The sequence below is a fragment of the Halomonas sp. HL-93 genome (assembly GCF_900086985.1).
Classification (GTDB): Bacteria; Pseudomonadota; Gammaproteobacteria; order Pseudomonadales; family Halomonadaceae; genus Vreelandella.
Genome location: NZ_LT593974.1, coordinates 3,891,030 through 3,917,404, shown reverse-complemented (window position 1 = coordinate 3,917,404; position 26,375 = coordinate 3,891,030). Strand labels below are relative to the sequence as shown.

Here is a 26,375-nt window from a genome sequence, read left to right as displayed (position 1 = left end):
GACTCAGCTTATCCCGTCAGCGGCGTGCAATCCAACGTTGTGGGTTAATTGGTTCGCCCCGCTTGCGAACTTCAAAGTAAAGCGCGCTACGTGGCTGGCCCCCGCTATCGCCAACCCGGCCAATTTCGTCGCCGCGCTCGATCTGTTGGCCGGGGCGTGCGGTGAACTGTTGCAGATGGGCGTAAAGCGTCATGATTTGATCGCCGTGGTCGATAATGAGTAGATTGCCAAACCCGCGCATCCAGTCGGCAAACACCACTCGGCCCTCATGCACTGCGCTTACTGATGTGCCTGCTGAGGACTGGATGACGATACCGTTGTAATGGACACCGTCGCGACGCTGAAAGTCAGCCGTAATGTCGCCTTGAACCGGCCAGGGTAAGTCCCCTTGGGTACGGGCAATATGAGTGGTCGGTGTGGGCTCGTCAAGGCGGGCTAGTTCTGCCTGGATCTCACGTAGTCGTTGTTCGGCCTGCTCGCGGTCATTTGTTAAGTCGGCCAACCGCGCCGCCTCGCTGCCATAACGGTCATCAAGGTTTTCCACTACGCCGCGACGCTCCTGGGTCCGTTCAGCCAGTTGCGCACTTTCGTCCTCCAGCTCATCGGCCAGTGACGCCAGGCGGTCTTGTCGCTCGGCCAGTGCTTGCTGGGTGTCGGCAAGCGCACTATCCAGCCGGGCAATCTCGTCCAAGCGTTGCTGGCGCGCCTCGGTTAGCCGGTTCAAGTAGGCCTGCATACGGTCAAGCTCGGCAGGATCGCCCTGATTTAACAGCAGCTTGAGTTGGGGGGTCGGACCCAGCCGATAGAGCGCCGCTAATTGTTGGCCAAGGGCTTCGGACTGGGCTTCCCGGTCTGCCTGAAGGCTATCGCGATGCTTGCGAAGCTGATCGGTTTCTTCATTGAGCTTTCGGCGCTCACCTTGCAGTTGGTCGAGCCGCTGGTGGGTCTTGGCGAGCTCGGTTTCGACCTCGCGCAGCTCGCGTTTAGCCCCATCGCGGGCATCATCGGTTTCGTTTAAACGCTCGGAAAGCGCCTCAATCGCTTGACCAATATTGTCCAGCTGCTGGCGGGCTTGGTTTTCGCTGGGCTGGGCAGCGCTGGACGTGGTGTATATCAGCGCTATCCCAGCTACCAACCCGACAAGTCGTCGCATGAAAGAATTAACCGAAGGTAATCAATGGGTGACCGGTCATCGCTTGAGGAACCTCTTGATTCATCATGCGTAAAAGCGTCGGTGCGAGATCGCACAGCCGGCCATCCACAAGCGCACCGGTGCGTTCGCCGACATAGATCAGCGGCACCATAAAGGTGGTGTGGGCGGTCTGCGGCGCGCCAGTTTCGGGGTGCACCATCTGCTCGGCATTGCCGTGGTCGGCTGTGATCAGGCAGGCTCCACCGGCTCGCTCAATGGCCTCGACCACGCGGCCCACACAGGTATCGACGGTCTCGATGGCTTTTACCGCTGCGTCAAAATCGCCGGTGTGGCCGACCATATCGCCATTGGCGTAGTTACACACCATCAGGTCAAAGCGGCCGGTCTCGATGGCCTCAACTAACTTGTCGGTGATCTCGAAGGCGCTCATTTCGGGCTTTTCGTCGTAGGTCTTTACGTCGCGTGGGGAGGGAATGAGAATGCGCTCTTCGCCCTCATACTCGGCTTCATTGCCGCCCGAAAAAAAGAACGTTACGTGGGGGTATTTTTCGGTTTCGGCAATGCGCAGTTGGGTTAAACCGCGCTTGGCGACGACTTCGCCCAGGCTGTCGTTAAGGTCGCTGGGTGGGAAGGCGGCAGGTGCAGCAATATCAGCAGCGTACTGGGTCATCATAACCAGCCCGTCACCCGCGAGTTTGGGGCATACGCGCCGTTCGAAGCCGTTGAAGTCAGGCTCGACGAAGGCGCGAGTCAGTTCGCGGGCACGATCTGAGCGGAAGTTCAGGAAAATCGCCGCGTCGCCATCCTGCAACGTGATGGCCTTGTCTTTGGAACCGTCGCCCAGCGGTATGCTGCTGGCGGCGACAAACTCGTCGGTTTCTCCCCGCGCGTAGGCATCGCGCAGGGCCATTTCGGCGCTGGTGGCGTAGTACTCAGCGTCACCCTCCGTGAGCAGCCGATAGGCTTGCTCCACGCGTTCCCAGCGGTTGTCGCGATCCATGGCATAAAAGCGACCGATAATTGAAGCGACAAAGCCGTTGTCAGCCCCTACCAGCTCAGCCAGGCGGGCGTTGGCACGTTCTATGGAGCGTAGAGCGCTTTGTGGCGGCATGTCCCGGCCGTCCAGGAAGGCGTGCACATAGATATGCTGGGCACCGCGACGGGCAGCCAATTCTGCCATGGCGATAAAATGGTCCTCGTGACTGTGAACGCCGCCGGGCGAGAGTAGACCCAATAGATGAACGGGACGTCCGTTGGCCACGGCTTCGTCGATGGGCTGGGTAAGCACGTCGATGGTGTCCAGGTCGCCGTCTTCAACCGCTTTGGTGATGCGGGTAAAGTCCTGGTAGACGATGCGTCCGGCGCCCAGATTCATATGACCGACTTCGGAGTTGCCCATTTGCCCATCAGGAAGCCCTACGTGGTGACCATCGGTATGTACGAACGCATGGGGGTAGCTAGCCCACAGCTTATCCATTACCGGGGTCTTGGCGGCGGCCACCGCATTGTGCGCGCTATCAGGGTTGTGCCCATAGCCATCTAAAATAATCAGCGCGACGGGGCGTGGGGTGCGTACAGTGTCCATGAAATCCTCCTGATGAGTGGCAAGCCGAACGACATAAAGTGGATCGGGGTCGCGGCCAACGCATGCTTGGGGCATCATAACGCAGCCAATGGCACAGCGTCATGGCTCAGGCCTGCGCGCTCCGCCGCCAGACGTGTATACTTGTCGCGTTTTAACGGTGGTAACGCCGCTTTTTTCCGTATTGACCAAGAGATTGTGTCGCGATGATCGATCAGCTGTTCGAATTCGTAATGAATCATCCCCTATTAGTGGGGGCGTTTTTGCTGGCACTGATAGCGTGGATTATTTATGAAACACGCAGTGCTTCCACCCATGCGTTGGGGGCCTCCGAAGCTACGCAGCTTATTAACCGTGAGGACGCTGTCGTGTTGGATATCCGTGAGAGCAAAGACTTTAAAACGGGCCATATCGCCGGTGCGCGCAACATTCCCCAGAGCAGCCTTGATAGCCGCATGAATGAGCTGAATAAGGTGAAAGACAAGCCGATCATTGTGGTGTGTAAGCACGGCCAAAGTTCGGGCGCTGCCCAGGCCAAGCTCGCTAAAGCAGGCTTTGAACGGGCTTTTAAATTGAAAGGCGGCATGGCGCAGTGGCAGGCAGACGGCCTGCCAGTGGTTAAAAAGTAAGCACAAACGTATCTCTCTTTTTATTGCATCAACAACGAGGAGTTCTCCCATGGCGGAAGATAACAACACCCCGCAGGCTGGCGCGCAAACCGACGAAAAGCCCCAGCTCAAGTTCTCACTACAGCGCATTTATGTGAAAGATATTTCGTTTGAAGCACCCAATTCCCCGTCGGTGTTCAAGGAGGCGTTTAAGCCCAAGGTCAATCTCGATCTTAACACCAGCAGCACCAAAATTGCCGATGACCAGTACGAAGTGGTCGTCAAAGTGACCGCCCAGGTTAACGATAACGAAACCGGCACGACATCCTTTTTGGCGGAAGTCGAACAGGCAGGCTTGTTCCGCATTGCCGGTATCGAAGGTGCTCAGTTGGATCAAACCTTGGGCGCTTTCTGCCCTAATTTGTTGTTTCCGTATGCCCGGGAATGTGTAGACAACCTGGTCAATCGTGGTGGCTTCCCGCCGTTGATGCTGGCCCCGGTGAATTTTGAAGCGATGTACGCGCAGCGTAAACAGCGCGAGAAACAACAAGCCAGCCCAACCGAAGAGAACACTCACTAAGCGATGCGCGCTGCCGACTGGTACGCCTTGCACGGCAAAATGCCTCGCCTTTACGTGCCCTTGGCGTTTAGTACAGGCGATGAGGTGGTGCTGCCAGAAGGCCCCGCACGACACGTTACCCGCGTGCTTCGGCTTACAGAAAACGCACCGCTGGTGTTATTTGATGGCCAAGGTCATGAAGCAGGTGTGCGCTTGGTTGAGGCAAGCCGTAAGCGAACGGTGGCCCGGGTAGACGTTGTTTGGCCGGGCAGCGATGAATCGCCATTGGCGGTGCATTTAGGCCAGGCGATTTCCAAAGGCGACCGAATGGATTATGCCATTCAGAAGGCCGTCGAGCTTGGCGTGTCGGCCATCACTCCACTTTATACCGAGCGGTGTGATGTACGCCTTAAAGGCGACCGGGAGGAGAAAAAGCTTGCCCATTGGCAGGCGGTAGCTGCCAGTGCCTGTGAACAGAGCGGGCGGGCCGTAGTGCCGCCTGTGAATTCGCCGGTAACCCTCCAAGCTTGGCTTGACGAGCGCCAGGAACCACTGCGTTTAATGCTTCATTTAGCGACCGGTCATCCTTTTGATCGCGAGCTGTCCCCAGAGGCAGTGGCGCTATTGATTGGGCCCGAAGGTGGCTTGAGTGACACGGATATTGCGGCTGCATCAGCCGCCGATTTTACCCCACTCACCCTGGGCCCACGGGTGCTGCGTACTGAGACGGCGCCGATAGTGGCGTTAACGCTTCTGCAGCACTATTTCGGCGATTTGTAAGCCTGGCTACGCTTTGCCTTGCGTTGCCAAGGCCCCATAATGAAGGCCTACTTACTGTAAGGACGGCACCCATGGTTCGCGAGCCTCATTCCGCCACCCGATCTGCTAGCGATGCTTCCGCCCAATTGGGTGAAGTGGCCTACTTAACGGTGACCGCCGTGAATAGCACTGGGGCTTTTTTACGCTGGGGCCAGCCTAAAGATGTGCTATTGCCCTACAGCGAGCAGCGCTTTCGCCCCGACCCTGGCAAACGCGTGCTGGTCATGCTGTACAGCGACGACCAGGGGCGGCCCGTGGCGACCATGCGACTTGATCGCTTTTTAACCGACGACGCCTGGGCACTCGAGACGGGCGATCCTGTGGCGGTAGTGGTTGCCGACCGCACCGATCTGGGGATGAAAGTCGTCGTCAATCACCGTTACTGGGGGTTGATTTATCAGGATGATATTAGTCAGCCGTTACGGCGAGGTCAGTCGTTAACAGGCTTTGTAAAGCAGCGCCGCGAAGATGGCCGAGTGGATATTTCTCTGCTTCCCCCAGGTGCTGCTCGCTTGGATGTGGTGGGCGATAAAGTACTCCAGGCACTGCGTGCAAGCGGCGGTTATCTGGCGCTGGGCGATAAAAGTGACGCTCATGCCATCAAGGCGCGCCTAGGCGTGAGCAAAAGCGCTTATAAACAGGCGATTGGGCGACTTTACAAGCAAGGGTTGGTCACCCTGGAACCCGGTGCCATACGCCTAGTGCCCGGTGCGCTCAGCGATTGAGGCGGCTCGCGGTTGGAGCCTGAGAAGCAGTACGGCATACTGCTCAACTATTGTTCATGTATGGATTGTGCCCCAATGAGTCAGTCAACATTGCACCTTGGTGTCGTGATGGACCCCATCAGCGATATCGCTTACAAGAAAGATACCACTATGGCGATGCTATGGGCGGCCCAGGATCGCGGCTATACGTTGCATTACATGGAGCAGGAAGATCTTTTCTTGAATGCAGGGCAAGCTTATGCACGCATGCGGCCGTTGACGGTTTATCGAGATCCCGCGCATTGGTATGAACTCGGTGAGCCTTCTGCGCGGCCGCTCGACGAGCTTGACGCAGTATTGATGCGTAAAGACCCGCCGGTGGATGCGGATTTCACCAACGCGGTTCATTTGCTTGGCTTTGCAGAGCGCGAGGGCGTATTGGTCGTCAATCCAACCGCCGCTCTATTGCAGTGCAATGAAAAGCTGTTTGCCCAGCAGTTTCCGCAGTGCTGCGCACCGACGTTGGTAGCCAGCCGCGCCGATGTGTTGCGCGCCTTTCATGCCGAGCATGGCGATGTCATTTTTAAGCCGCTGGATGGCATGGGCGGCACCGGTATTTTTCACATTGGCCCTGAAGGGCGCAACATCGGCGCGGTGATTGAGCAGCTTACTCTACGCGGCCAACGCCAGATTATGGCGCAGCGCTACCTGCCCGCTATTAAAGAAGGCGACACGCGGATTTTGCTGGTCGATGGCGAGCCTGTTCCTTACGGACTCGCACGCATCCCCTCAGCGGGTGAAACGCGTGGCAACCTTGCTGCCGGTGGTCGTGGTGTGAGTCGTGAGCTGACCGAGCGAGACCAGTGGCTCATTCAGCAAGTACAGCCCATGATCCGCGAGAAAGGGCTGATGTTTGTCGGTCTGGATGTGATCGGCGATTACATTACGGAAATTAACGTCACAAGCCCAACTTGCGTACGTGAAATTGACGATCAGCGTGGCACGGATATCGCAGGTTTGCTGTTGGATGCCATTGAGCGTCGTCTTGCTGCATAAAGCGGGCTGCTATGGCTCTGGCGCGCACTATTTATTGATTTTTTAGGTCGGCTGTTGATGTCAGCTGGCCGCAGGAGACGCATGCAAAGTTTAAAGCATCATTTTTTGATGGCCATGCCGCACCAAGACGACCCTAATTTTGCGGGAAGCCTTATCTATCTATGCGACCATGATCACAATGGCTGTATGGGGGTCATCGCCAATCGTCCCTTGGAAATCACCCTAGACGCGTTGTTTGAACAGTTGGAACTAGGGGGAGACGAGAGTCCGTGCCGCAACGCACCGGTTTATTACGGCGGGCCAATGCATAAAGATCGCGGCTTTATTCTCCACATCGGCGATAGCCAGGCGTGGGACTCAAGCCTTCAAGTGGAGGACGGCATTGCATTGACGACGTCGATGGATATTTTGCAGGCCTTGGCAAATGGTGAAGGCCCCGAGCAGTTTCTGGTGTGCTTAGGTTGTGCCGGTTGGGAAGTAGGTCAGTTGGAAGAAGAGCTAAAAGAGAATGCTTGGCTGACCGTGGAAGGCCAAGCGTCGGTGCTTTTCGATACCCCGCCTGCTGAACGGCTCGCCGCCGCGGCAGGCATCCTTGGCGTTGACCTTAACCTGATGACCCGTGACGCAGGGCACGCATAATGGTTGAGGATAATGGCTGAAATAGGGCAGCGTCTGTTACTCGCGTTTGATTTTGGTACGCGCCGCATCGGCGTAGCCGTCGGCAATGAACTGCTAAACAGCGCCCGTGAGCTTGCCCCGCTCACCGCCCGTGACGGCATTCCCGACTGGGACTTGGTAGCGCGTCTGGTAAAGGAGTGGCAGCCTGATATGTTCGTAGTAGGCTTGCCGCTCAACATGGATGGCACCGAGTCGGCCATGAGTACCCGCGCGCGTAAATTTGCCAACCGGCTCCACGGGCGTTTTGGAAAGCCCTGTGTAATGGTCGATGAGCGCGGCTCTACCCAGGAAGCCAAACAAATCGCCCATGCGGCGGGCCACCGCGGTAACTACCGCGAAGACAGTGTCGATGGTATTGCCGCGGTACTTATTTTGGAAGGCTGGTTTGCCCACCAGGAAGGGCTTCCCGGCGGGCGTTTATCTCAATAAGAGCCAGCTTGCGAGTGCATTAACGGTCGAGGGTGCCGGTTTGAGCGGGCACAAACCAGCGCACGGGCCGCATCTCTTTTTCAATCAGTTCATCGACTTCTAATAGCGTGGCAAAGATCGCCATGCGCATGGGAATGCCACTATCCGTTTGCCGGAAGATGGCCAGCCGAGGGTCGCCATTTAGATCCACATTCAAGTCATTCGCGCCAGGGCGGCTATCGCGGGGCAGGGGGTGCATCACAATCGTATTTTGGCTGCAGCGTCGATCCAGAAAGTCTCGGTTGACCATAAAGTCGTCGGAAAGCCCCTGAAAGCTCTCGTTCATCTCGTCAGTAAAACGCTCCTTCTGAATCCGGGTCGCGTACACCACGTCCAAATCCGAGAAGTTGCTAGCCAGCGAGCTGCGTTGTTCAATGCGGTGGCCGCGCGAGGTGACGAGATCGATTAGCTTTGCAGGCATCTCAAGGCCTGGCGGCGACACTAGCGTAATGCGTAGTGGATCATAGAGTGACAGTAGCTTAATCAGTGAGTGGACGGTACGGCCATATTTTAAATCTCCAGTGAGCAGAATATGCGCACCGCTAAGAGATTTCCCTAGGCGATGGAACTCTTTATCAATCGTATAAAGATCGAGCAGCGCTTGGCTGGGGTGCTCGCCTGGCCCGTCCCCGCCGTTAATCACCGGCACATTGGTTGCAGCTGCGAACTCCGCCACTGAGCCTTGATCGGGGTGTCGCATCACAATCGCGTCGCAGTAGCCGCTCATCACACGACTGGTGTCATACAGCGACTCTCCCTTGGCCATGGAAGAGAAGGTAAAGCCTGTCGTATCACATACGCTGCCGCCCAAACGGCAAAACGCTGAGTTGAAGCTTACGCGCGTGCGCGTACTGGCTTCAAAAAATAGATTGCCGAGTACCGCCCCTTCCAAAACTCGTGTCACTTGACGCCGCTGAGCAATTGGCTCCATACGTGCAGCAACACGCAGTAAATGATCAACGCTTTCGCGATCTAATGAATCGACGGTTAACAGATGCTGGCTCTGGCTCATCACGGACCTCGGCAGGAAAGTAAGTATCGCTAGTGTAACCGCCAACCAGCCTATCGCCGAAGCGCTTTCACAGTGGATAGCGCCTAATCATAAAACTTTTTCTCATAACCCTCTTGCCAACCCGGCGGTGAAGCCGTAAAGTACGCATCCGCTGCCGGGGACGCCAAGCGTTACCAGCGGTGGGAGGGGTTAAAAACTCTCGGTTTGTCAGTGAGTTAGGGTGCTGATAGTGACAGTAGGTTTGCATCACCTCGCGCTAATTAGTCATTGACAACCAGTCGGAAGTGCGTAGAATACGTCTTCCTCGCTGAGGCCAAACCGTTCACCGGTGGGCCGGTTTTGTAAAGCGAAACGCTCTTTAATAATTTGATCAGGTAATTCATGTGGGCGCTTGCCGATGAGGGTGATAAATCACCAAATATCAAGGCAAGCGACTCAAGCACTACGGCTTTTCGAAGCCGATATTGAATGAATTCGTTTGACCCTTGAGCCAAGTTTGGTTCGCTTTTGCTGCCCTTCGGGGTAGTGAGTAAGAACCGCATAGATCTTAAACTGAAGAGTTTGATCATGGCTCAGATTGAACGCTGGCGGCAGGCCTAACACATGCAAGTCGAGCGGTAACAGGTCCAGCTTGCTGGATGCTGACGAGCGGCGGACGGGTGAGTAATGCATAGGAATCTACCCGGTAGTGGGGGATAACCTGGGGAAACCCAGGCTAATACCGCATACGTCCTACGGGAGAAAGGGGGCTTTGGCTCCCGCTATCGGATGAGCCTATGCCGGATTAGCTGGTTGGTGAGGTAACGGCTCACCAAGGCGACGATCCGTAGCTGGTCTGAGAGGATGATCAGCCACATCGGGACTGAGACACGGCCCGAACTCCTACGGGAGGCAGCAGTGGGGAATATTGGACAATGGGGGCAACCCTGATCCAGCCATGCCGCGTGTGTGAAGAAGGCCCTCGGGTTGTAAAGCACTTTCAGCGAGGAAGAACGCCTGGTGGTTAATACCCGCCAGGAAAGACATCACTCGCAGAAGAAGCACCGGCTAACTCCGTGCCAGCAGCCGCGGTAATACGGAGGGTGCAAGCGTTAATCGGAATTACTGGGCGTAAAGCGCGCGTAGGTGGCTTGATAAGCCGGTTGTGAAAGCCCCGGGCTCAACCTGGGAACGGCATCCGGAACTATCAGGCTAGAGTGCAGGAGAGGAAGGTAGAATTCCCGGTGTAGCGGTGAAATGCGTAGAGATCGGGAGGAATACCAGTGGCGAAGGCGGCCTTCTGGACTGACACTGACACTGAGGTGCGAAAGCGTGGGTAGCAAACAGGATTAGATACCCTGGTAGTCCACGCCGTAAACGATGTCGACCAGCCGTTGGGTGCCTAGCGCACTTTGTGGCGAAGTTAACGCGATAAGTCGACCGCCTGGGGAGTACGGCCGCAAGGTTAAAACTCAAATGAATTGACGGGGGCCCGCACAAGCGGTGGAGCATGTGGTTTAATTCGATGCAACGCGAAGAACCTTACCTACCCTTGACATCCTGCGAACTTGTGAGAGATCACTTGGTGCCTTCGGGAGCGCAGAGACAGGTGCTGCATGGCTGTCGTCAGCTCGTGTTGTGAAATGTTGGGTTAAGTCCCGTAACGAGCGCAACCCTTGTCCTTATTTGCCAGCGGGTAATGCCGGGAACTCTAAGGAGACTGCCGGTGACAAACCGGAGGAAGGTGGGGACGACGTCAAGTCATCATGGCCCTTACGGGTAGGGCTACACACGTGCTACAATGGCCGGTACAGAGGGCTGCGAGCTCGCGAGAGTCAGCGAATCCCTTAAAGCCGGTCTCAGTCCGGATCGGAGTCTGCAACTCGACTCCGTGAAGTCGGAATCGCTAGTAATCGTGAATCAGAATGTCACGGTGAATACGTTCCCGGGCCTTGTACACACCGCCCGTCACACCATGGGAGTGGACTGCACCAGAAGTGGTTAGCCTAACTTTGGAGGGCGATCACCACGGTGTGGTTCATGACTGGGGTGAAGTCGTAACAAGGTAGCCGTAGGGGAACCTGCGGCTGGATCACCTCCTTAAACGATGCATTATCCTCGCGGTAAGCGCTCACAATGAATTACCTGATCAAGAAACTGCCGATACGCAGTGATAAGCGTTGTCTTCACATTGAAAAAAGAAAAAAGACCTTTTTTTAAAGACCTTTCTTTTTCTTTTAAAGTGAAAAAAGCATCCGCTTATCACTGCGCATAGCAGTCGCTCTTTAACAATGTATATCATGCTGACAGGAACGTGTTTTGAACACGTTCCTACGTAATTGTTTTGTGATACGTCTCAAGCGTATCCGGCAATCGTTATCATTGCGAGATACCAGACTCCTTCGGGTTATAGGGTCAAGCAATGAAGCGCACACGGTGGATGCCTAGGCAGCCAGAGGCGATGAAAGACGTGGAAGCCTGCGATAAGGCTCGGCGAGGTGGCAAACAACCTGTGACCCGGGCATTTCTGAATGGGGAAACCCACCGATCACAAGATCGGTATCCTGTCCTGAATCTATAGGGCCAGGAGGCGAACCAGGGGAACTGAAACATCTAAGTACCCTGAGGAAAAGAAATCAACCGAGATTCCCCCAGTAGCGGCGAGCGAACGGGGACCAGCCCTTAAGCATGTGACTGATTAGGCGAATGCGTTGGGAAGCGCGGCCGTAGCGGGTGATAGCCCCGTAGTCGAAAGTCTGATCATGTGAAATCGAGTAGGTCGGGGCACGAGAAACCTTGACTGAAGACGGGGGGACCATCCTCCAAGGCTAAATACTCCTGGCTGACCGATAGTGAACCAGTACCGTGAGGGAAAGGCGAAAAGAACCCCGGAGAGGGGAGTGAAATAGATCCTGAAACCGTGTGCGTACAAGCAGTAGGAGCCCCATCACTAAGCTTCTTCGTGATGTGGAACACCATCAGCCCCCGCTTGACGGTTAACGTTGCTTGCAACGTTCAACCCACCCAAACAAGCAGAGGTGGCTTAGTGATGGGGTGACTGCGTACCTTTTGTATAATGGGTCAGCGACTTATATTCAGTGGCGAGGTTAACCGTATAGGGGAGCCGTAGGGAAACCGAGTCTTAACTGGGCGACGCAGTCGCTGGATATAGACCCGAAACCGAGCGATCTATCCATGAGCAGGGTGAAGATTGAGTAACATCAATTGGAGGCCCGAACCAGGATCTGTTGAAAAAGATTTGGATGACTTGTGGATCGGAGTGAAAGGCTAATCAAGCTCGGAGATAGCTGGTTCTCCTCGAAAGCTATTTAGGTAGCGCCTCACGTATCACCGCCGGGGGTAGAGCACTGTTTCGGCTAGGGGGTCATCCCGACTTACCAACCCGAGGCAAACTCCGAATACCGGTGAGTGCGAGCGTGGGAGACACACAGCGGGTGCTAACGTCCGTTGTGAAAAGGGAAACAACCCAGACCGTCAGCTAAGGTCCCGAAATCCTGGTTAAGTGGGAAACGATGTGGGAAGGCTCAGACAGCTAGGAGGTTGGCTTAGAAGCAGCCATCCTTTAAAGAAAGCGTAATAGCTCACTAGTCGAGTCGGCCTGCGCGGAAGATGTAACGGGGCTAAACCAGGTACCGAAGCTACGGGTGCGTTCTTAGGAATGCGCGGTAGAGGAGCGTCGTGTACGCCGATGAAGGTGGATTGAGAAGTCTGCTGGAGGTATCACGAGTGCGAATGCTGACATGAGTAACGATAAAGGGAGTGAAAAACTCCCTCGCCGGAAGACCAAGGGTTTCTGTTCGACGCTAATCGGAGCAGAGTGAGTCGGCCCCTAAGGCGAGGCCGAAAGGCGTAGTCGATGGGAAACGGGTCAATATTCCCGTACCGGACATGGTTGCGATGGGGGGACGAAGAAGGCTAGATGAGCCAGGCGTTGGTAGTCCTGGTGAAAGTCCGTAGGCTGAGGGTTTAGGTAAATCCGGACCCTTAAGGCCGAGAGACGAGACGAAGACACCACGGTGTTGAAGTCATCGATGCCACGCTTCCAGGAAAAGCCTCTAAGCTTCAGATCATGTGCGACCGTACCCCAAACCGACACAGGTGGTCAGGGTGAGAATCCCAAGGCGCTTGAGAGAACTCGGGTGAAGGAACTAGGCAAAATGGTGCCGTAACTTCGGGAGAAGGCACGCCGGCGTATTGTGAGAGCCCTTGCGGCTTAAGCGAGAACCGGTCGAAGATACCAGGTGGCTGCAACTGTTTATTAAAAACACAGCACTCTGCTAACGCGCAAGCGGACGTATAGGGTGTGACGCCTGCCCGGTGCCGGAAGGTTAAATGATGGTGTTAGGATTCGTCCGAAGCTCTTGATTGAAGCCCCGGTAAACGGCGGCCGTAACTATAACGGTCCTAAGGTAGCGAAATTCCTTGTCGGGTAAGTTCCGACCTGCACGAATGGCGTAATGATGGCCACGCTGTCTCCACCCGAGACTCAGTGAAATTGAAATCGCCGTGAAGATGCGGTGTACCCGCGGCTAGACGGAAAGACCCCGTGAACCTTTACTATAGCTTCACACTGGACGCTGATGTTGCCTGTGTAGGATAGCTGGGAGGCTTTGAACTTTGGACGCCAGTTCGAAGGGAGCCAACCTTGAAATACCAGCCTGGCATCATTGGCGTTCTCACTCAGGTCCGTTATCCGGATCGAGGACAGTGTGTGGTGGGTAGTTTGACTGGGGCGGTCTCCTCCCAAAGCGTAACGGAGGAGCACGAAGGTACCCTCAGCACGGTCGGACATCGTGCAATGAGTGCAAGAGCATAAGGGTGCTTGACTGCGAGACAGACACGTCGAGCAGGTGCGAAAGCAGGTTCTAGTGATCCGGTGGTTCTGTATGGAAGGGCCATCGCTCAACGGATAAAAGGTACTCCGGGGATAACAGGCTGATACCGCCCAAGAGTTCACATCGACGGCGGTGTTTGGCACCTCGATGTCGGCTCATCACATCCTGGGGCTGAAGTCGGTCCCAAGGGTATGGCTGTTCGCCATTTAAAGTGGTACGCGAGCTGGGTTTAGAACGTCGTGAGACAGTTCGGTCCCTATCTGCCGTGGGCGTTGGATGTTTGAGAAGGGCTGCTCCTAGTACGAGAGGACCGGAGTGGACGCACCTCTGGTGTTCCGGTTGTCACGCCAGTGGCATTGCCGGGTAGCTATGTGCGGACGGGATAACCGCTGAAAGCATCTAAGCGGGAAGCCCCCTTCAAGATGAGACATCCCTGAGGCCTAGAGCCTCCTGAAGGGCCCAGCGAGACCAGCTGGTTGATAGGCACGGTGTGGAAGCGCTGCAAGGTGTTGAGCTAACGTGTACTAATGGCCCGTGAGGCTTGACCCTATAACACCCAAGGGGTCTGGTCGCGATGATAACGAAAGAACCGGATACGCACTGCGCTGATGAGTATCAGCCAGTCAGAGACGCCACAAAACACAGCATGATATACAGCCAGTTACGCCTGACGACCATAGCAAGCGTGAACCACCTGATCCCTTGCCGAACTCAGCAGTGAAACCGCTTCGCGCCGATGGTAGTGTGGGGTCTCCCCATGCGAGAGTAGGTCATCGTCAGGCACTTATTTAGCGAAGCCCCGGCCAGTTGGTCGGGGCTTTTTGTTGGGCGGAAGGAAGCAAGGGGTCTCCCCATGGAGAGTCCCGGAGCGCCGGCCGGATCATCGTCAGGCACTTATTTAGAAAAGCCCCGAGCACAGTGTGTTCGGGGCTTTTTGTTGGGTGTTATCAAAATAATCACCACTCAATAGATTTACCGTTCCAATCCCAGAAACTACCACTATCCTCAGGCGTTCGCTGGTCCATGACGGCAAGCAAGTGCTCGGCCACAAACGCAGGTGTAAACAGCTTTTCTTTTGGTACGCGCGCTTGAAAAGGCTTTGATAGTGTTGTGTCAGTAGTGCCAGGATGAAGACATAGCACGATAGACTGCTTGTTGAGGCGTGATATCTCAATAGCTGCCGTCCTCATCAGCATGTTATGCGCCGCTTTACTGGCTCGATAGCTATACCAGCCCCCGTAACCGTTATCGCCAATTGATCCCACACGAGCAGAAAGACTGGCAATGATCGCTGGATGTTTACCTTGTAAACATGACTTCAGTGACGAAAGCAAAAGCGCTGGCATTACCGCGTTAATATGCATGACATGTGCTATGGAGGTTTCATTGAGCTGCTCAAGCCTTTTTTCAGGCTGAATGCCGTTTGCGCTGTCGTGAAGTATCCCGGTCGCATTAAACAGAAGGTGAACGGGGCGGCCATCCAGATGTTGAGATAGCACTTCTCGTCCAAGGGATATCGAGACATCGGCAATCACGGATTCCACATTAGGACGATTTAGCCGGACAGGAGAGCGGCTAACTGCTACGATCCTGCCTACCTGGCTATTGGTGAGGAGTGCGTCAACCATAGCATTGCCAATACCGCCGTTGGCGCCGATGACGACGGCAGTAAAATTTTCGGGCAGGAATGAAAGCATGCAACTACTCCATAAGGGAACGATATGTTGCCCATTGAAGTTTTTTGCAGAGGAGTTGTCTAGCTTTTAGGTGGTTATATATAGGATTTGTTCAAGCGGAGGCGTTAATACGTCCCGGCTGGGCTGAGTTGCGCCCATTAGGGTTATAAAGCGTCTTTTCAGCTATCTGTCGAATGTAATCGAGCATTTGCTGATTATGCTGCATGCGTAAAGAAAGCATTTCACCTGTTAATGCGTTCATTCGGGCGGCGCGTTCACTTTTTTCTAGTAAGTGCTGCCAAGCATCGGTGCAGCCAGCATCTTGTGCGGCAGCCTTGGCACCTAGCGCGCCACTTTCATATCCAAGACGCCTTTGCACATTGCGCCGAAGAACCTCAATCCGTTCAAGTTCAGTTAGCAAGTGCTGCTTTTGGCTTGCCACGTCAGCGAGCGCATCGCCATCGATATTACCCTGGGTCAATAGGGATTGCTCGTTGCCTAGCAGGGTTATCAACGCATCAATGCGCTGTTGCTGGTCAGTCAACAAGCTGGCGAGGCTCATAGGTTACTCCTGTGACTCTCGAAGATTGGCGATTAAGCCATCCGCGATACGGTCAGCTCGAATTTCTAAACGACCATCGCGAATGGCGTCACGAATTTCTTCGACTTTAGTGCTGTCGATATCATGAGTGTCATCGGCACTTAGCGTGCTGAGTTGAGTTGAGTCTTTAGCCTCAGCATCTGCCGCAGCAGATGGCGAATTTTCAGCTTTCTGAGTTTCATCACGCTGCTGGGCATGATTGGAGCGAAGCAGCGGATTATTGACGTTATCAATTTTCACGTTGTATGCCTCATCGTCAACGTTTGGAGCGCGATGCGCGAGTTACGTGAATTATCGGCGCCGCTGAGTAAAACTTTAGCCATTCAATTAAAAATCGACCATGAGGGTGCCGCGTTCCACTACGCGAGCAGATAGCACTTCGCGAGAATCAAAACGCACCCTAACTTTATCGTCCATTGCACCATTTTCAAGAGCTTCTCCTTCGCGGGATACGCGAAAAGATGACCCTTCAGCTATGACCTTAACGCGCTGGCCACGTTCAACTAGGTGAGGCGCCTGGATGAAATGAGTCTGCATGGTCGTGCCGCTGGCGATGGGTCTGCGTGCTATTTTGCCAATAATGTCATCGGGTTCCGTTATGGCTCGCGAGGAAAGATCACCTAGATTGCCACCTTCTTCACGCAGCATGTCAGGCGTTATTTGACTGCCGCGCTCGATATCCTCGGCGGCGACCATGTAGCTGCCGATAACATCTACTTCTGCCTGTAAATAGCGAACTTGACGGCTATCAGTACCGCAGCGAACGCCTACGGAGACACGGCCAAGAGGGGCGTCATTTTGGTTGGTCAAAAATGGTTCGGGGTCGGCGCAGGCAGGCAGGTGAGGGGAGGGTGCACGTAAGTTAATCACCACATCATTGCCGAGTGCCTGTGTCTCTTCATAGAGAAATTGATGCACGCTCTCCAGGAGGGCGTCATGCTTCGTTTCTGACGCGTGCGCGAGAGGTGCAGCGGCACCTATTGCTATGCTGGTCAGCAATAGGTTTCGGACCCACCGCAGCAGCATGCCTGACCTATACGTAAGCGGCGATCGGTGCATGGAAGAGGATGCTCAATGATGGAAGCGGGAATTTATCACCGTTTATTTTAACGAAAATGTCTGAGTATTATCACAAGAAATACTGGGGGAAACGCGGGTTGTTCCATGCTTTAGGCTGACAGGCGTCGGCGTATTCTTCATCATCAATAAATTCTGTTTTTGCCTCTCAGTAAGCGAGGGTTGGCATGATCGACCAATTAGAGTCTTCTTTGAATTACCACCAGCAGGCGCTGGGGTTGCGTCAGGCGCGGCACGAAGTGCTTTCTGCCAATATTGCTAATGCCGATACCCCGAATTACAAAGCCAGGGACATCGACTTTGCAAGCGAATTGAAGAAAGCCGTTGACGGTGGTCAGCGTGCACAGGGAAGCGATGGTGGGGGGTTGGCGTTGTCACGTACCTCTGGGCGCCACTTGGCAGGTGAGGGGCCTGCGCGAGCGGTAGGCAATAACGCTGATCTGCTTTACCGGACCCCTAGTCAGCCCAGCTTAGATGGTAATACTGTCGAAATGGATCGTGAGCGGTCACAGTTCACAGACAACGCGGTTCGATATCAGGCGGGTCTTACGATAATGAATAGCCGGATTCAAGGGCTAAAAACTGCCATGCAGCCAGAATAAGCTGGCTTATATCGGTTAGGAGACACCAATATGTCAATGTTTTCTGCGTTTGATATCGCAGGTTCCGCCATGAGTGCTCAGTCGCAGCGTATGAATGTGACTGCCAGCAACATGGCCAATGCCGATAGCGTGGCGGGTCCTGACGGCGAAACGTATCGTGCAAAGCAGGTCATGTTTGAATCACAAGCTAATAATTCACGCTATGGCGTCGGTGGGGTTCAAGTAAATGAAGTGGTTGAAGATGATTCGCCACTTCGTCTGGAGTATATGCCCAATCACCCCGCAGCGGATGAAGACGGCTATGTGGCAAAGCCTAACGTTGAGCCGGTCCACGAGATGGTCAACATGATTTCAGCGTCGCGCTCTTATCAAGCGAACGTTGAGGTCTTTAACACCAGTAAACAGATGCTGATGCAAACACTCTCGCTGGGTGAAGGGTAAGCTATGAATATCGACACAAGTGTACTAAGCAATGTCAATGGCGGCGGGTCGAATGGGATGCCGGCTCGTCAGTCTGAAGAACTGCGTGAAAGTTTTATGACCTTGCTGATCACCCAGTTGGAAAATCAAGATCCGATGAATCCCATGGAAAATGCGGAGATGACCTCCCAACTGGCGCAGATTAATACGGTCAGTGGTATTGAGGAATTGAATGATACGATCAGCGGCATTACGAAGCAGATGGATGCTTCTCAAATGCTGCAAGCGTCGGGTCTTATTGGTAACTCCGTTCTGGTGCCGGGTGACCAAGTCAAAGTAAGCGTTGACGAAGACGGCAATAGCTACGCCACGCCTTTCGGTATTGAGTTAGAAGAACCCGCCGAAAAGCTTGAAATCAGCGTAACCAATCAGGCGGGCGAAGTCGTTTATAGCAACGAAGTTGAGGGAGTTGACGCAGGCGTTGAGTCGTTTAGCTGGAACGGTTTAAACAATGACGAAGTAGCGGTTCCAGAAGGTTCTTACAACGTCAGCTATAAAGCGACCGACGCTGAAGGCGAGAAACTGGATTCAGAAACGTTGAATTATGCCCAGGTCCAAGGGGTGACGCCCGCCGAATCGGGTGAGGAAGTCCGTCTTGACCTGGGTGCCATCTACGGTCAGGTCTCTTTGGACCAAATTAAACAAATACTCTGAACCTTAATTAATCGATTTAGCAGGGGACTACTATGAGTTTTTCACAAGCGTTAAGTGGCCTGAATGCCCAGCAAGACAAGCTAGGAGCCGTAGGCAACAATATTTCAAACTCGCAAACCGTGGGTTTTAAAAGCTCGAACGTACAGTTCGCCGATGTGTACGCTGAGTCACGAATCGGGCTAGGTACGCGCACATCCGCCACGTTACAGAACTTCAACCAGGGGAATATCGAGTCATCGAACCGTAATATGGACCTGGCAATTGCTGGCGAGGGCTTCTTCCGCTTCCAGCAGCCCAATGGTGAAATTGGCTACTCGCGTAATGGTCAACTGACCATGGACGCGAACGGCGATCTAGTGAACGCCCAGGGCGCGCAAATTATGGGCTATCCGGCGGATGAAGAAGGTAATGTCCAGGGTGGTGGTGACGTAGAAGCCTTGAGCGTTGATGCAGGAGATCTAGCGGCCAGTGCCACGGAAAACCTCGATATGTCGCTTAATCTGGATTCAGAAGAAGCGGCGCTGGTTGATGGGCAGAACGGCTACACCACCCCCACAGCTGAAGAAGTGGCCAACGGTCTAGACTCCAGTCAGTACTCATACTCCACCAACGGTACTATTTACGATTCCCAAGGTAATGCACGCAACCTAACCACATACTTTACCAAGACGGCGGCTAATGAATGGCGGGTTGATGCGCGTATGTCGGGAGGCCCAGAAGGCGCGCCTAATTATGGGTTCACTAATATTGCAGAAGATGAAAACTTTGACTTCACGTCGGATGGCCGCTTAAGCAATGATTTTACGGCTTTTGATCTCGATTTAGATAATCCCGATGATATTCGTGATGCGGATGGTAATGACATTGCGGATAGTGAATTTGGTGCTGATTTAACCTCTCAGCAAATCCAGGTCGATTTTTCTGGCTCCACTCAGTTCGCCGATAGCTCAACGGTGAATGACCTTGAACAGGACGGCTACACGTCTGGCTCACTGGTAGGCGTGACCATCGAAGATGATGGCTCTGTGATGCGCAATTACTCCAATGAAGAATCGCGTGCTGCTGGCCAGGTTGCCCTGGTAAGTTTCCGCAACCCTGAAGGGTTAAGCCCGAACGGTGACAATCTATGGACCGCCACTGGTTCATCGGGGCAGGAACTAGTAGGGGCGCCTGGTACTGGCCAGCGCGGTTTGATTGAGCCAGGTGCCGTGGAGACCTCCAACGTGGATATGGCGGGTGAACTGGTCGATATGATCGTCGCCCAACGCGCCTACCAGGCCAACTCGCAAACCATCAGTACCCAGGATGAGTTGCTGCAGACCATCATCAATCTCTAACGGCTGAAGGTACTTAGGGGAGCAAGGTCGTGGATAGAATGCTGTATACCGCCATGAGCGGCGCCAAGCATACGATGGATCAACAGTCGGTGGTAAGTAACAACCTGGCGAACGTTTCTACAGCGGGTTTTCGTGCTCAGCTTCAGGCAGCTCGCTCTGTGCCTGTGGAAGGTGACGCCTTGCTGCCTACTCGTGCTTCTGCCGTTACGACCACGCCGGGCACCGATTATTCTCAAGGGCCAATAGAACGTACGGGCCGTACGCTTGATGTTGCCATGCAAGACGATGCCTGGATGGCGGTGCAGGATGGAGAGGGCGTTGAAACCTACTCTCGGCGTGGCGATTTACAGGTCGATAGCGACGGCGTATTGACGAGTGTAGGTCGCCCGGTAATGGGTGATGGCGGACCCGTTGTGGTCCCCCAGGGGTCCCAGATATCGATTGGTGCCGATGGCACGGTCAGCGCGATTCCTCAGGGCGAAGGTCCGGAAGCGCTGGTAGATGTAGGCCGCATTAAGCTGGTCACACCCGAAGAGGGTGAGCTTACGCGCGGTGAAGATGGACTCTTCCGCGCACCACCCAATGAAGAAGGCGAGCCAGGGGCGCTAGTGGCAGATGAAGACGCCAAGCTAGTGAGCGGTGCGCTGGAAGGCAGTAATGTCAGTGCGGTCGACACCATGGTGACAATGATTGATGCGGCGCGCCGCTACGATATGCAAATGAAAATGTTGAGTTCGGCGGACGAAAACGCGCAGCGCGCCAACAGCATGTTAACGATTCAGGGCTGATAAACACTTATCAGCCAAGGGGACTCTTTTATGATTTCATCATTGTGGACGGCCAAAACCGGCTTGGAATCCCAGCAAACCAAGCTGGACGTCATTTCCAATAACCTGGCTAACGTCAGTACTAATGGCTTTAAACGCTCACGCCCGGTGTTTGAAGACTTGCTATATCAAAATATGCGTCAGCCCGGCGCACAAAATAATATTCAGGATCGGCTGCCTTCCGGTATGCAGGTGGGTACCGGTGTGCGCGCAGTCGCCACAGAGCGCTTGCACACCCAGGGGGGGCTCGAGCAGACAGAAAACTCACGAGATCTTGCGATCAATGGCGAGGGCTTCTTTCAAGTGCTGCTGCCCGATGGCAACACTGCCTATACACGGGATGGCAGCTTTCAACTGAATGAAAATGGCCAGATGGTAACGGCGAATGGCTACCCGATAGAGCCGGCGATTTTTGTTCCCGAAAATGCCGTGTCTGTCAGTATCGGGGAAGATGGTACGGTGAGTGCGCGAGAGCCCGGCGACAATCAGGAAAACGAGATTGGCCAGATTAACGTTGCCACTTTCATCAATCCCGCTGGTCTGCAAAGCATGGGCGGCAATCTCTATCAGGAAACGGGCTCTTCAGGCGTGCCTAATCAAAACATGCCGGGTATGAATGGTGCTGGGCGTCTTTCCCAGGGTTACGTAGAGACGTCGAACGTCAATGTGGTCGAAGAAATGGTCAACATGATTCAGACCCAACGGGCTTACGAAATCAATAGTCAGGCCGTTTCGACTAGCGATGAAATGTTGGCGCGTTTAGGTCAGCTGTAACGACGTTTACTGACAGGTTGGGTCATGCTGGAACGACATTGTATTTCGCGACGTATTGCGCTGGCTGGACTAGTTTTTTTTCTGTTGGTGGTTGCCGGCTGTGCCCAAATACCCAGAGCCTCGGTGGTCGGTGAGCAAGAGCAGATTAATATCGTTGACCGCCCGCCGCCGGAACCCAATGGGTCTATTTATCAGGCGCGTCGAGGCTATCAGCCGCTTTTTGAAGACCGGCGGCCAAGATCAGTTGGCGATATATTGACGATTGTGCTGGATGAAGAGGTCAGTGCCAGTAAAAATTCTGAATCCAATGCTGATCGCGACGGCAGCGCTGGCCTGGAGTTTGGCGCACTGCCGGATGCTCTTGAAACGCTGGCTGAGTATGGTTTTGAGGTTGAAGGGCAAAGTGACTTTTCTGGCGGCGGTGGTTCGCAAGCCAATAACTCCTTTACCGGTACAATCACTGTTTCGGTTTTGGAGGTGACGAATAACGGTAACCTACGCGTGCGCGGTGAAAAACAAATTGCCATTAACCAGGGTACAGAATTTATCAGATTTTCAGGCGTCGTGAATCCGCGTGCCATTACCTCGCAAAATACCGTGCCCTCCACCCAGGTGGCAGACGCACGAATTGAATATGTAGGGGATGGGTATATAAATGAAGCGCAGCATATGGGCTGGCTACAGCGCTTCTTCCTAAACGTGTCGCCTTTCTAGTCGCACCTGACTCAATGGTCACTGACATGCAACGTATGAAGACTCACGCGATGGCAAAACGGCTTTGGCAGCTTAGTATTATCGGCTTGGCTTGCCTGCTGGCAATGCCTGTTCAGGCAGAGCGTATACGCGAGTTAGCCAGTTTTTCCGGCGTGCGGGACAATCAACTGGTGGGTTATGGGCTAGTGGTCGGGCTGGATAACAGCGGCGACCAGACGACCCAGGCACCGTTTACCAGTCAAAGTTTGACCAACATGCTATCGCAATTGGGCGTGACGGTACCCTCCGGAACAAATTTACAGCTGCGTAACGTCGCGGCGGTGATGGTAACCGCCGACTTGCCGCCGTTTTCTCGGCCTGGGCAGCGGCTTGACGTCGTCGTTTCATCGATTGCCAATGCCCGGAGCCTGCGTGGCGGCACCTTGTTAATGACGCCGATGAAAGGGGCTGATGGCGATACCTATGCCATTGCCCAAGGCAATATGTTGGTGGGCGGCGCGGGGGCAGAAGCGGGTGGTAGCAGTGTACAAGTCAACCAGCAGGCCACGGGCAGAATCCCCAATGGTGGTTTAGTGGAGGAAGAAGTGCCGCTTAACTTAGGGGGCGAAGGTGGCACGTTAGAGCTACAGCTGGATGACGCGGACTTCGGTACAGTGCAGCGCATGGTAACCGCTATCAACAATGAATTCGGCCAATCTGTCGCTTATGCACGTAATGGTCGTGTGATAGCGCTTGATGGGCCAGTCGATGATAATGAGCGCGTTAACTTTATGGCGCGGGTTGAGAATGTTGACGTTACGCCGATGGATGCACCAGCGCGAGTAGTGCTCAATGCGCGCACCGGCTCTGTGGTCATGAACAGTGCGGTTAGTTTACGTGAAGCGGCAGTCGCCCACGGTAACCTGTCGATTACGATTGATACCCAATTTGGTGTTAGCCAGCCATCACCCTTTGGTGAAGGCGAAACGGCGGTGGTACCTGATAGCGATATCGACATAGAAGAGCAAGAAGCTTATCTACAGGTAGTTGAAGGCGCCGACCTCAACGAAGTTGTTAACGCACTAAATGCCCTCGGCGCCACCCCACAGGATTTGATGTCGATTCTTGAAGCGTTAAGGGCATCGGGCTCGCTACGCGCAGAGCTGGAGATTATCTGATGAATGCCACTGATATGAGCAATCAGTTTGCGCTAGATATGCAAGGCTTTCAAAGGATGCAGCACACGGCAAAAACAGACCCAGACGCTGGCGCGGAGTCGGCGGCTCAACAGTTTGAAGCACTATTCGTGCAAATGATGATGAAAAGCATGCGCGATGCGATTCCTGAGTCTGGCTTGATGAACAGCAGTGCTACGGATAGCTATCAAAAAATGCTGGACCAGCAGTGGTCTCAGGTGATTGCGTCCAAAGGGGTGGGGTTAGCGGATGCACTGGTTGAACAGCTTGAGCGGGAAGGCGCGATTTCCGGTGGGAAAGAAGAGTCTTCCAGCGCTGATCAACAAATGCAGGAGTTAATCGCTGGTATTCCGCGTGGTACGCCGCGGGTATTAGATAGCCCCCTGAATCCTGGTGACGAACAGGTCCCCGAAGCACCTACAGAGAGCCGTTTCTTGGCGGAACTAGATGCTGTACGGCAAGGAAAGGCGGCAGAAACAGAGTCTACTCAGCCTGATGCTCCGCGCCAAGCAGGAGGTCAACTGCCTCATGTGGATCAGTTTATGGAAACGCTGGCACCTTCAGCCCAGGCTGCAAGCCGTACCACCGGGGTGCCCGCTGAATTGATACTGGCCCAAGCTGCATTAGAAACGGGCTGGGGGAAACATGAAATTGCCACGCAAAACGGTAAGAACAGTCACAATGTGTTTGGCATCAAAGCCGGAGAGCATTGGGAGGGTGATAGTACTGAGGTGGTGACTCACGAATACATAGACGGGCGTCGCGAGAAAGTGGTTGATAGCTTCCGTGTTTACGATTCGTATGAACATGCCTTTACCGACTATGCCAATCTAATTGGTAACAATCCTCGCTACGCGGGTGTGACGCAGGCACCTTCAGCGGAGCAGGCGGCACGTGAGCTGCAACGTGGTGGCTATGCTACTGATCCGCGCTATGCCGATAAGCTGGTAGGCGTGATGGACACCTTGGGCCCGATGCCGGACGCCAGTAATTTCTTGGCCGATTCGCGTTAGGCGTCATTCAAGTTTTGTACCGCGCTGCCGATTATAGAAATATCGGCTAAAGGAATTGAACCATGAGCATGTTTTCTATTGGGCTAAGCGGCTTAAACGCGGCGCAAAACTCGCTGAATACGGCTAGCAACAATATCAGCAACGTGAACACACCCGGCTACAATCGCGAAATCACCAAACTTGGTGAGGGCAGCGCAGGAACGTCAGGTGTTCAGGTCAACGATATTGAACGCCAGTTTAATCAATACGTGGCGGATCAGCTCAATAGCGCTAAAACGCAGTCGAGCGCGTTAGAAACCTATTCCGAGCAAGTGACCCAAATTGATAATTTGCTGGCCGACCGCGATGCGGGTCTTTCACCGCTGATGCAAAACTTCTTTTCCTCGCTGGAAGATTTAGCCAGTTCGCCATCCGACCCCGCTGCTCGCCAGGGCGTACTGGGTAATGCCGAAACGCTTAGCGCGCAGTTCCGCTCGTTCGACAGCTACCTGCAGGATATGCAAAGCAATATTAACAACCAGCTAGACGATGAAGTTACCCAGATTAACAACACCACCGAGCAAGTCGCCGGGCTCAATAAAGAGATTGCCCTCGCCCGCGCTCGTAACGGCGAAGCCCCCAATAGCCTGCTCAACCAGCGTGATAAACTCGTCTCTGACCTAAACGAGCGCATGGATCTGCGACTTAATGTCCAAGACGGCAAAACATATAACATCAGCCTGCCCAACGGCCAGCCGCTGGTGACCGGTACAGACTCGTTCGAGTTAGAGACCATGGAGGCGGAGAACGACCCGCAGCGCAAGGTAATCGGCTATCGCGATGGCGGTGGTAACCTTTCCCAGCTAGAAGAAGATGTGGTGACGGGCGGCTCGCTTGGTGGGTTAATGACCTTCCGCCAAGAGACGCTTGATAAAACCCAAAACCAGATCGGACAGCTAGCGGTGTCGCTTTCGTCAGCCATGAATGAGCAGCACAAGCAAGGCGTTGATCTAAATGGTGATCAAGGCGAAGACCTGTTCAATATTCGTGCGCCACAGACCTACGGGCATGACGACAATAGCGATGCGACAATTGAAAGCGCCGAATTCGACCCCAGCCGGATCGACGAACTGCGCGCCACCGATTACAGCGTAAGTTTTGATGACAATGATGACCCTGTTATCACTCGGAAAGATAACGGCCAAGTCGTGGAATACGATCAGGATGCCTGGGCTGAAGATGACCAATTAAAGTTCGGTGGTGTTACGCTTGAGTTCAGCCAGCCTCCTGTGGCCGGTGATGAATACGAAATCCAACCCGTTCGCCGTGCCGGAGCCGGGATGGATACCAATATTACCGACCTGGATAAGATTGCCGCGGGTAGTTTGGCTGACATGGAAGGCGATCTGGCTATTGGCGACGTTAGCATGGCCGAGGGTGCCTTGAGTGCGCTACCGGCAGATGGTGAGTATTCGCTGAGCGTGGCAGAGGACGGTACCGTCAGTGAGTTAGAAGGGGCTATGACCGTAAATGGTGAAGCCTTAGCCGATGGAGATACGCTAGAAGCTGGGGACCGCATCGCTATTGACGGCGTCGAGTTTACGCTTGACGAGTTGCCTGACGCGGATGGGGCAACATTTTCTATCAGTCTTAGCGATGCCAATAGCGGCGACAACAGTAATGCGCTGGCTATGCAAGACCTGCAAAGCGAGGATATTGTTGGCGGCAGCGCCACGGTGAGCGGCGCCTACGGCTCGATGGTTAGCGACGTGGGTAACCGGACCAACATTACCCAGGTAAATCTGGAGGCGCGTCAAGGCCTCACCGAACAGCTTACCGAGGTGCAGCAGTCCGAATCCGGGGTCAATCTTGATGAAGAGGCGGCCAACCTGATTCGCTACCAGCAGTTTTACCAGGCCAACGCCCGTGTGATTGATACGGCCGGCACCCTGATGGACACCATTTTGAATTTGCGCGGTTAATTCGAGGATA

Annotated in this window: 24 protein-coding genes and 3 rRNA genes; 20 read left to right on the top strand and 7 right to left on the bottom strand. The window is 54.2% G+C overall.

Translation table 11 applies throughout. The features are described from left to right. Positions 1-16: 16 nt before the first annotated feature. Together GA0071314_RS18225 and gpmI are read right to left on the bottom strand one after the other, a co-directional pair. The gene (locus GA0071314_RS18225; protein ID WP_074398022.1) at positions 17-1,153 is read right to left on the bottom strand and encodes a murein hydrolase activator EnvC family protein; all 1,137 of its coding nucleotides are present in this window, start codon (positions 1,151-1,153) and stop codon (positions 17-19) included. Positions 1,154-1,160: 7 nt separating this feature from the next. Further along, positions 1,161-2,738, bottom strand: a complete 1,578-nt coding sequence (gene gpmI, locus GA0071314_RS18220) for a 2,3-bisphosphoglycerate-independent phosphoglycerate mutase (protein ID WP_074398020.1) — start codon at positions 2,736-2,738, stop codon at positions 1,161-1,163. Positions 2,739-2,941: 203 nt separating this feature from the next. On the opposite strand from gpmI, the gene GA0071314_RS18215 reads away from it, so the two are divergent. From GA0071314_RS18215 to ruvX, 7 genes are all read left to right on the top strand, one after another. Then, the gene (locus GA0071314_RS18215; RefSeq protein WP_074398019.1) at positions 2,942-3,364 is read left to right on the top strand and encodes a rhodanese-like domain-containing protein; all 423 of its coding nucleotides are present in this window, start codon (positions 2,942-2,944) and stop codon (positions 3,362-3,364) included. A 49-nt stretch (positions 3,365-3,413) separates the two neighbouring features. Continuing rightward, positions 3,414-3,923, top strand: coding sequence for a protein-export chaperone SecB (gene secB, locus GA0071314_RS18210; RefSeq protein WP_074398017.1), 510 nt, complete (start codon positions 3,414-3,416; stop codon positions 3,921-3,923). A 3-nt stretch (positions 3,924-3,926) separates the two neighbouring features. Beyond that, positions 3,927-4,682: a 16S rRNA (uracil(1498)-N(3))-methyltransferase gene (locus tag GA0071314_RS18205; protein ID WP_074398016.1), complete on the top strand. Its 756-nt coding sequence runs from the start codon at positions 3,927-3,929 to the stop codon at positions 4,680-4,682. A gap of 71 nt (positions 4,683-4,753) precedes the next feature. Further along, positions 4,754-5,446 (top strand): CvfB family protein, encoded by a 693-nt coding sequence (locus GA0071314_RS18200; protein WP_074398014.1) that lies wholly within the window; start codon positions 4,754-4,756, stop codon positions 5,444-5,446. A gap of 75 nt (positions 5,447-5,521) precedes the next feature. Further along, positions 5,522-6,481: a glutathione synthase gene (gene gshB / locus GA0071314_RS18195; RefSeq protein ID WP_074398011.1), complete on the top strand. Its 960-nt coding sequence runs from the start codon at positions 5,522-5,524 to the stop codon at positions 6,479-6,481. 81 nt (positions 6,482-6,562) lie between these two features. Next, positions 6,563-7,120 carry a YqgE/AlgH family protein gene (locus GA0071314_RS18190; protein ID WP_074398010.1) on the top strand — a complete coding sequence of 186 codons (558 nt, stop codon included), beginning with the start codon at positions 6,563-6,565 and terminating at the stop codon, positions 7,118-7,120. Between the two features lie 12 nt (positions 7,121-7,132). Then, positions 7,133-7,588, top strand: coding sequence for a Holliday junction resolvase RuvX (gene ruvX / locus GA0071314_RS18185; RefSeq protein WP_074398008.1), 456 nt, complete (start codon positions 7,133-7,135; stop codon positions 7,586-7,588). 19 nt (positions 7,589-7,607) lie between these two features. Here ruvX and GA0071314_RS18180 read toward each other — a convergent pair whose 3' ends face one another. Next, positions 7,608-8,639 carry an aspartate carbamoyltransferase gene (locus GA0071314_RS18180; protein WP_074398007.1) on the bottom strand — a complete coding sequence of 344 codons (1,032 nt, stop codon included), beginning with the start codon at positions 8,637-8,639 and terminating at the stop codon, positions 7,608-7,610. 549 nt (positions 8,640-9,188) lie between these two features. Here GA0071314_RS18180 and GA0071314_RS18175 point away from each other — a divergent pair. The 3 genes from GA0071314_RS18175 to rrf all read left to right on the top strand — a co-directional run bounded on the left by GA0071314_RS18175 (position 9,189) and on the right by rrf (position 14,256). Beyond that, positions 9,189-10,721, top strand: a 16S ribosomal RNA gene (locus tag GA0071314_RS18175). A 310-nt stretch (positions 10,722-11,031) separates the two neighbouring features. Further along, a 23S ribosomal RNA gene (locus GA0071314_RS18170) occupies positions 11,032-14,023 on the top strand. 117 nt (positions 14,024-14,140) lie between these two features. After that, positions 14,141-14,256, top strand: a 5S ribosomal RNA gene (rrf, locus tag GA0071314_RS18165). The 16S, 23S and 5S rRNA genes sit together here, the layout of an rRNA operon. Positions 14,257-14,430: 174 nt before the next feature. On the opposite strand, the gene GA0071314_RS18160 is transcribed toward rrf, so the two are convergent. The 4 genes from GA0071314_RS18160 to flgA form a co-directional block, all read right to left on the bottom strand. After that, positions 14,431-15,171 carry an SDR family NAD(P)-dependent oxidoreductase gene (locus tag GA0071314_RS18160; RefSeq protein ID WP_074398005.1) on the bottom strand — a complete coding sequence of 247 codons (741 nt, stop codon included), beginning with the start codon at positions 15,169-15,171 and terminating at the stop codon, positions 14,431-14,433. A gap of 91 nt (positions 15,172-15,262) precedes the next feature. Further along, complete coding sequence (locus tag GA0071314_RS18155; RefSeq protein ID WP_074398004.1) at positions 15,263-15,712, bottom strand: flagella synthesis protein FlgN; 450 nt, start codon at positions 15,710-15,712, stop codon at positions 15,263-15,265. A 3-nt stretch (positions 15,713-15,715) separates the two neighbouring features. Then, positions 15,716-15,991 carry a flagellar biosynthesis anti-sigma factor FlgM gene (gene flgM, locus GA0071314_RS18150; RefSeq protein ID WP_074398003.1) on the bottom strand — a complete coding sequence of 92 codons (276 nt, stop codon included), beginning with the start codon at positions 15,989-15,991 and terminating at the stop codon, positions 15,716-15,718. Between the two features lie 87 nt (positions 15,992-16,078). Next, positions 16,079-16,669 carry a flagellar basal body P-ring formation chaperone FlgA gene (gene flgA, locus GA0071314_RS18145; protein WP_269449418.1) on the bottom strand — a complete coding sequence of 197 codons (591 nt, stop codon included), beginning with the start codon at positions 16,667-16,669 and terminating at the stop codon, positions 16,079-16,081. A 326-nt stretch (positions 16,670-16,995) separates the two neighbouring features. On the opposite strand from flgA, the gene flgB reads away from it, so the two are divergent. The 10 genes from flgB to flgK all read left to right on the top strand — a co-directional run bounded on the left by flgB (position 16,996) and on the right by flgK (position 26,365). Then, positions 16,996-17,430 carry a flagellar basal body rod protein FlgB gene (gene flgB, locus GA0071314_RS18140; protein WP_074397999.1) on the top strand — a complete coding sequence of 145 codons (435 nt, stop codon included), beginning with the start codon at positions 16,996-16,998 and terminating at the stop codon, positions 17,428-17,430. Between the two features lie 30 nt (positions 17,431-17,460). Next, the gene (flgC, locus tag GA0071314_RS18135; protein WP_074397997.1) at positions 17,461-17,871 is read left to right on the top strand and encodes a flagellar basal body rod protein FlgC; all 411 of its coding nucleotides are present in this window, start codon (positions 17,461-17,463) and stop codon (positions 17,869-17,871) included. 3 nt (positions 17,872-17,874) lie between these two features. Next, a complete protein-coding gene (locus GA0071314_RS18130; RefSeq protein ID WP_074397996.1) occupies positions 17,875-18,564 on the top strand; it encodes a flagellar hook assembly protein FlgD in 690 nt (229 codons plus the stop codon). A gap of 32 nt (positions 18,565-18,596) precedes the next feature. Further along, complete coding sequence (flgE, locus tag GA0071314_RS18125) at positions 18,597-19,901, top strand: flagellar hook protein FlgE (RefSeq protein WP_074397994.1); 1,305 nt, start codon at positions 18,597-18,599, stop codon at positions 19,899-19,901. Positions 19,902-19,930: 29 nt separating this feature from the next. Next, positions 19,931-20,689, top strand: coding sequence for a flagellar basal-body rod protein FlgF (flgF, locus tag GA0071314_RS18120; RefSeq protein ID WP_074397993.1), 759 nt, complete (start codon positions 19,931-19,933; stop codon positions 20,687-20,689). 30 nt (positions 20,690-20,719) lie between these two features. Next, a complete protein-coding gene (gene flgG / locus GA0071314_RS18115) occupies positions 20,720-21,502 on the top strand; it encodes a flagellar basal-body rod protein FlgG (protein WP_074397991.1) in 783 nt (260 codons plus the stop codon). A 24-nt stretch (positions 21,503-21,526) separates the two neighbouring features. Beyond that, positions 21,527-22,216 carry a flagellar basal body L-ring protein FlgH gene (locus tag GA0071314_RS18110; RefSeq protein WP_074397989.1) on the top strand — a complete coding sequence of 230 codons (690 nt, stop codon included), beginning with the start codon at positions 21,527-21,529 and terminating at the stop codon, positions 22,214-22,216. Positions 22,217-22,251: 35 nt separating this feature from the next. Continuing rightward, positions 22,252-23,373, top strand: a complete 1,122-nt coding sequence (locus GA0071314_RS18105; RefSeq protein WP_269449439.1) for a flagellar basal body P-ring protein FlgI — start codon at positions 22,252-22,254, stop codon at positions 23,371-23,373. Continuing rightward, positions 23,373-24,404 carry a flagellar assembly peptidoglycan hydrolase FlgJ gene (gene flgJ / locus GA0071314_RS18100; protein WP_074397986.1) on the top strand — a complete coding sequence of 344 codons (1,032 nt, stop codon included), beginning with the start codon at positions 23,373-23,375 and terminating at the stop codon, positions 24,402-24,404. The genes GA0071314_RS18105 and flgJ overlap by 1 nt, the downstream gene beginning before the upstream one ends. 62 nt (positions 24,405-24,466) lie before the next feature. Then, positions 24,467-26,365, top strand: a complete 1,899-nt coding sequence (flgK, locus tag GA0071314_RS18095; protein ID WP_074397985.1) for a flagellar hook-associated protein FlgK — start codon at positions 24,467-24,469, stop codon at positions 26,363-26,365. The last annotated feature ends 10 nt before the right edge of the window (positions 26,366-26,375 follow it).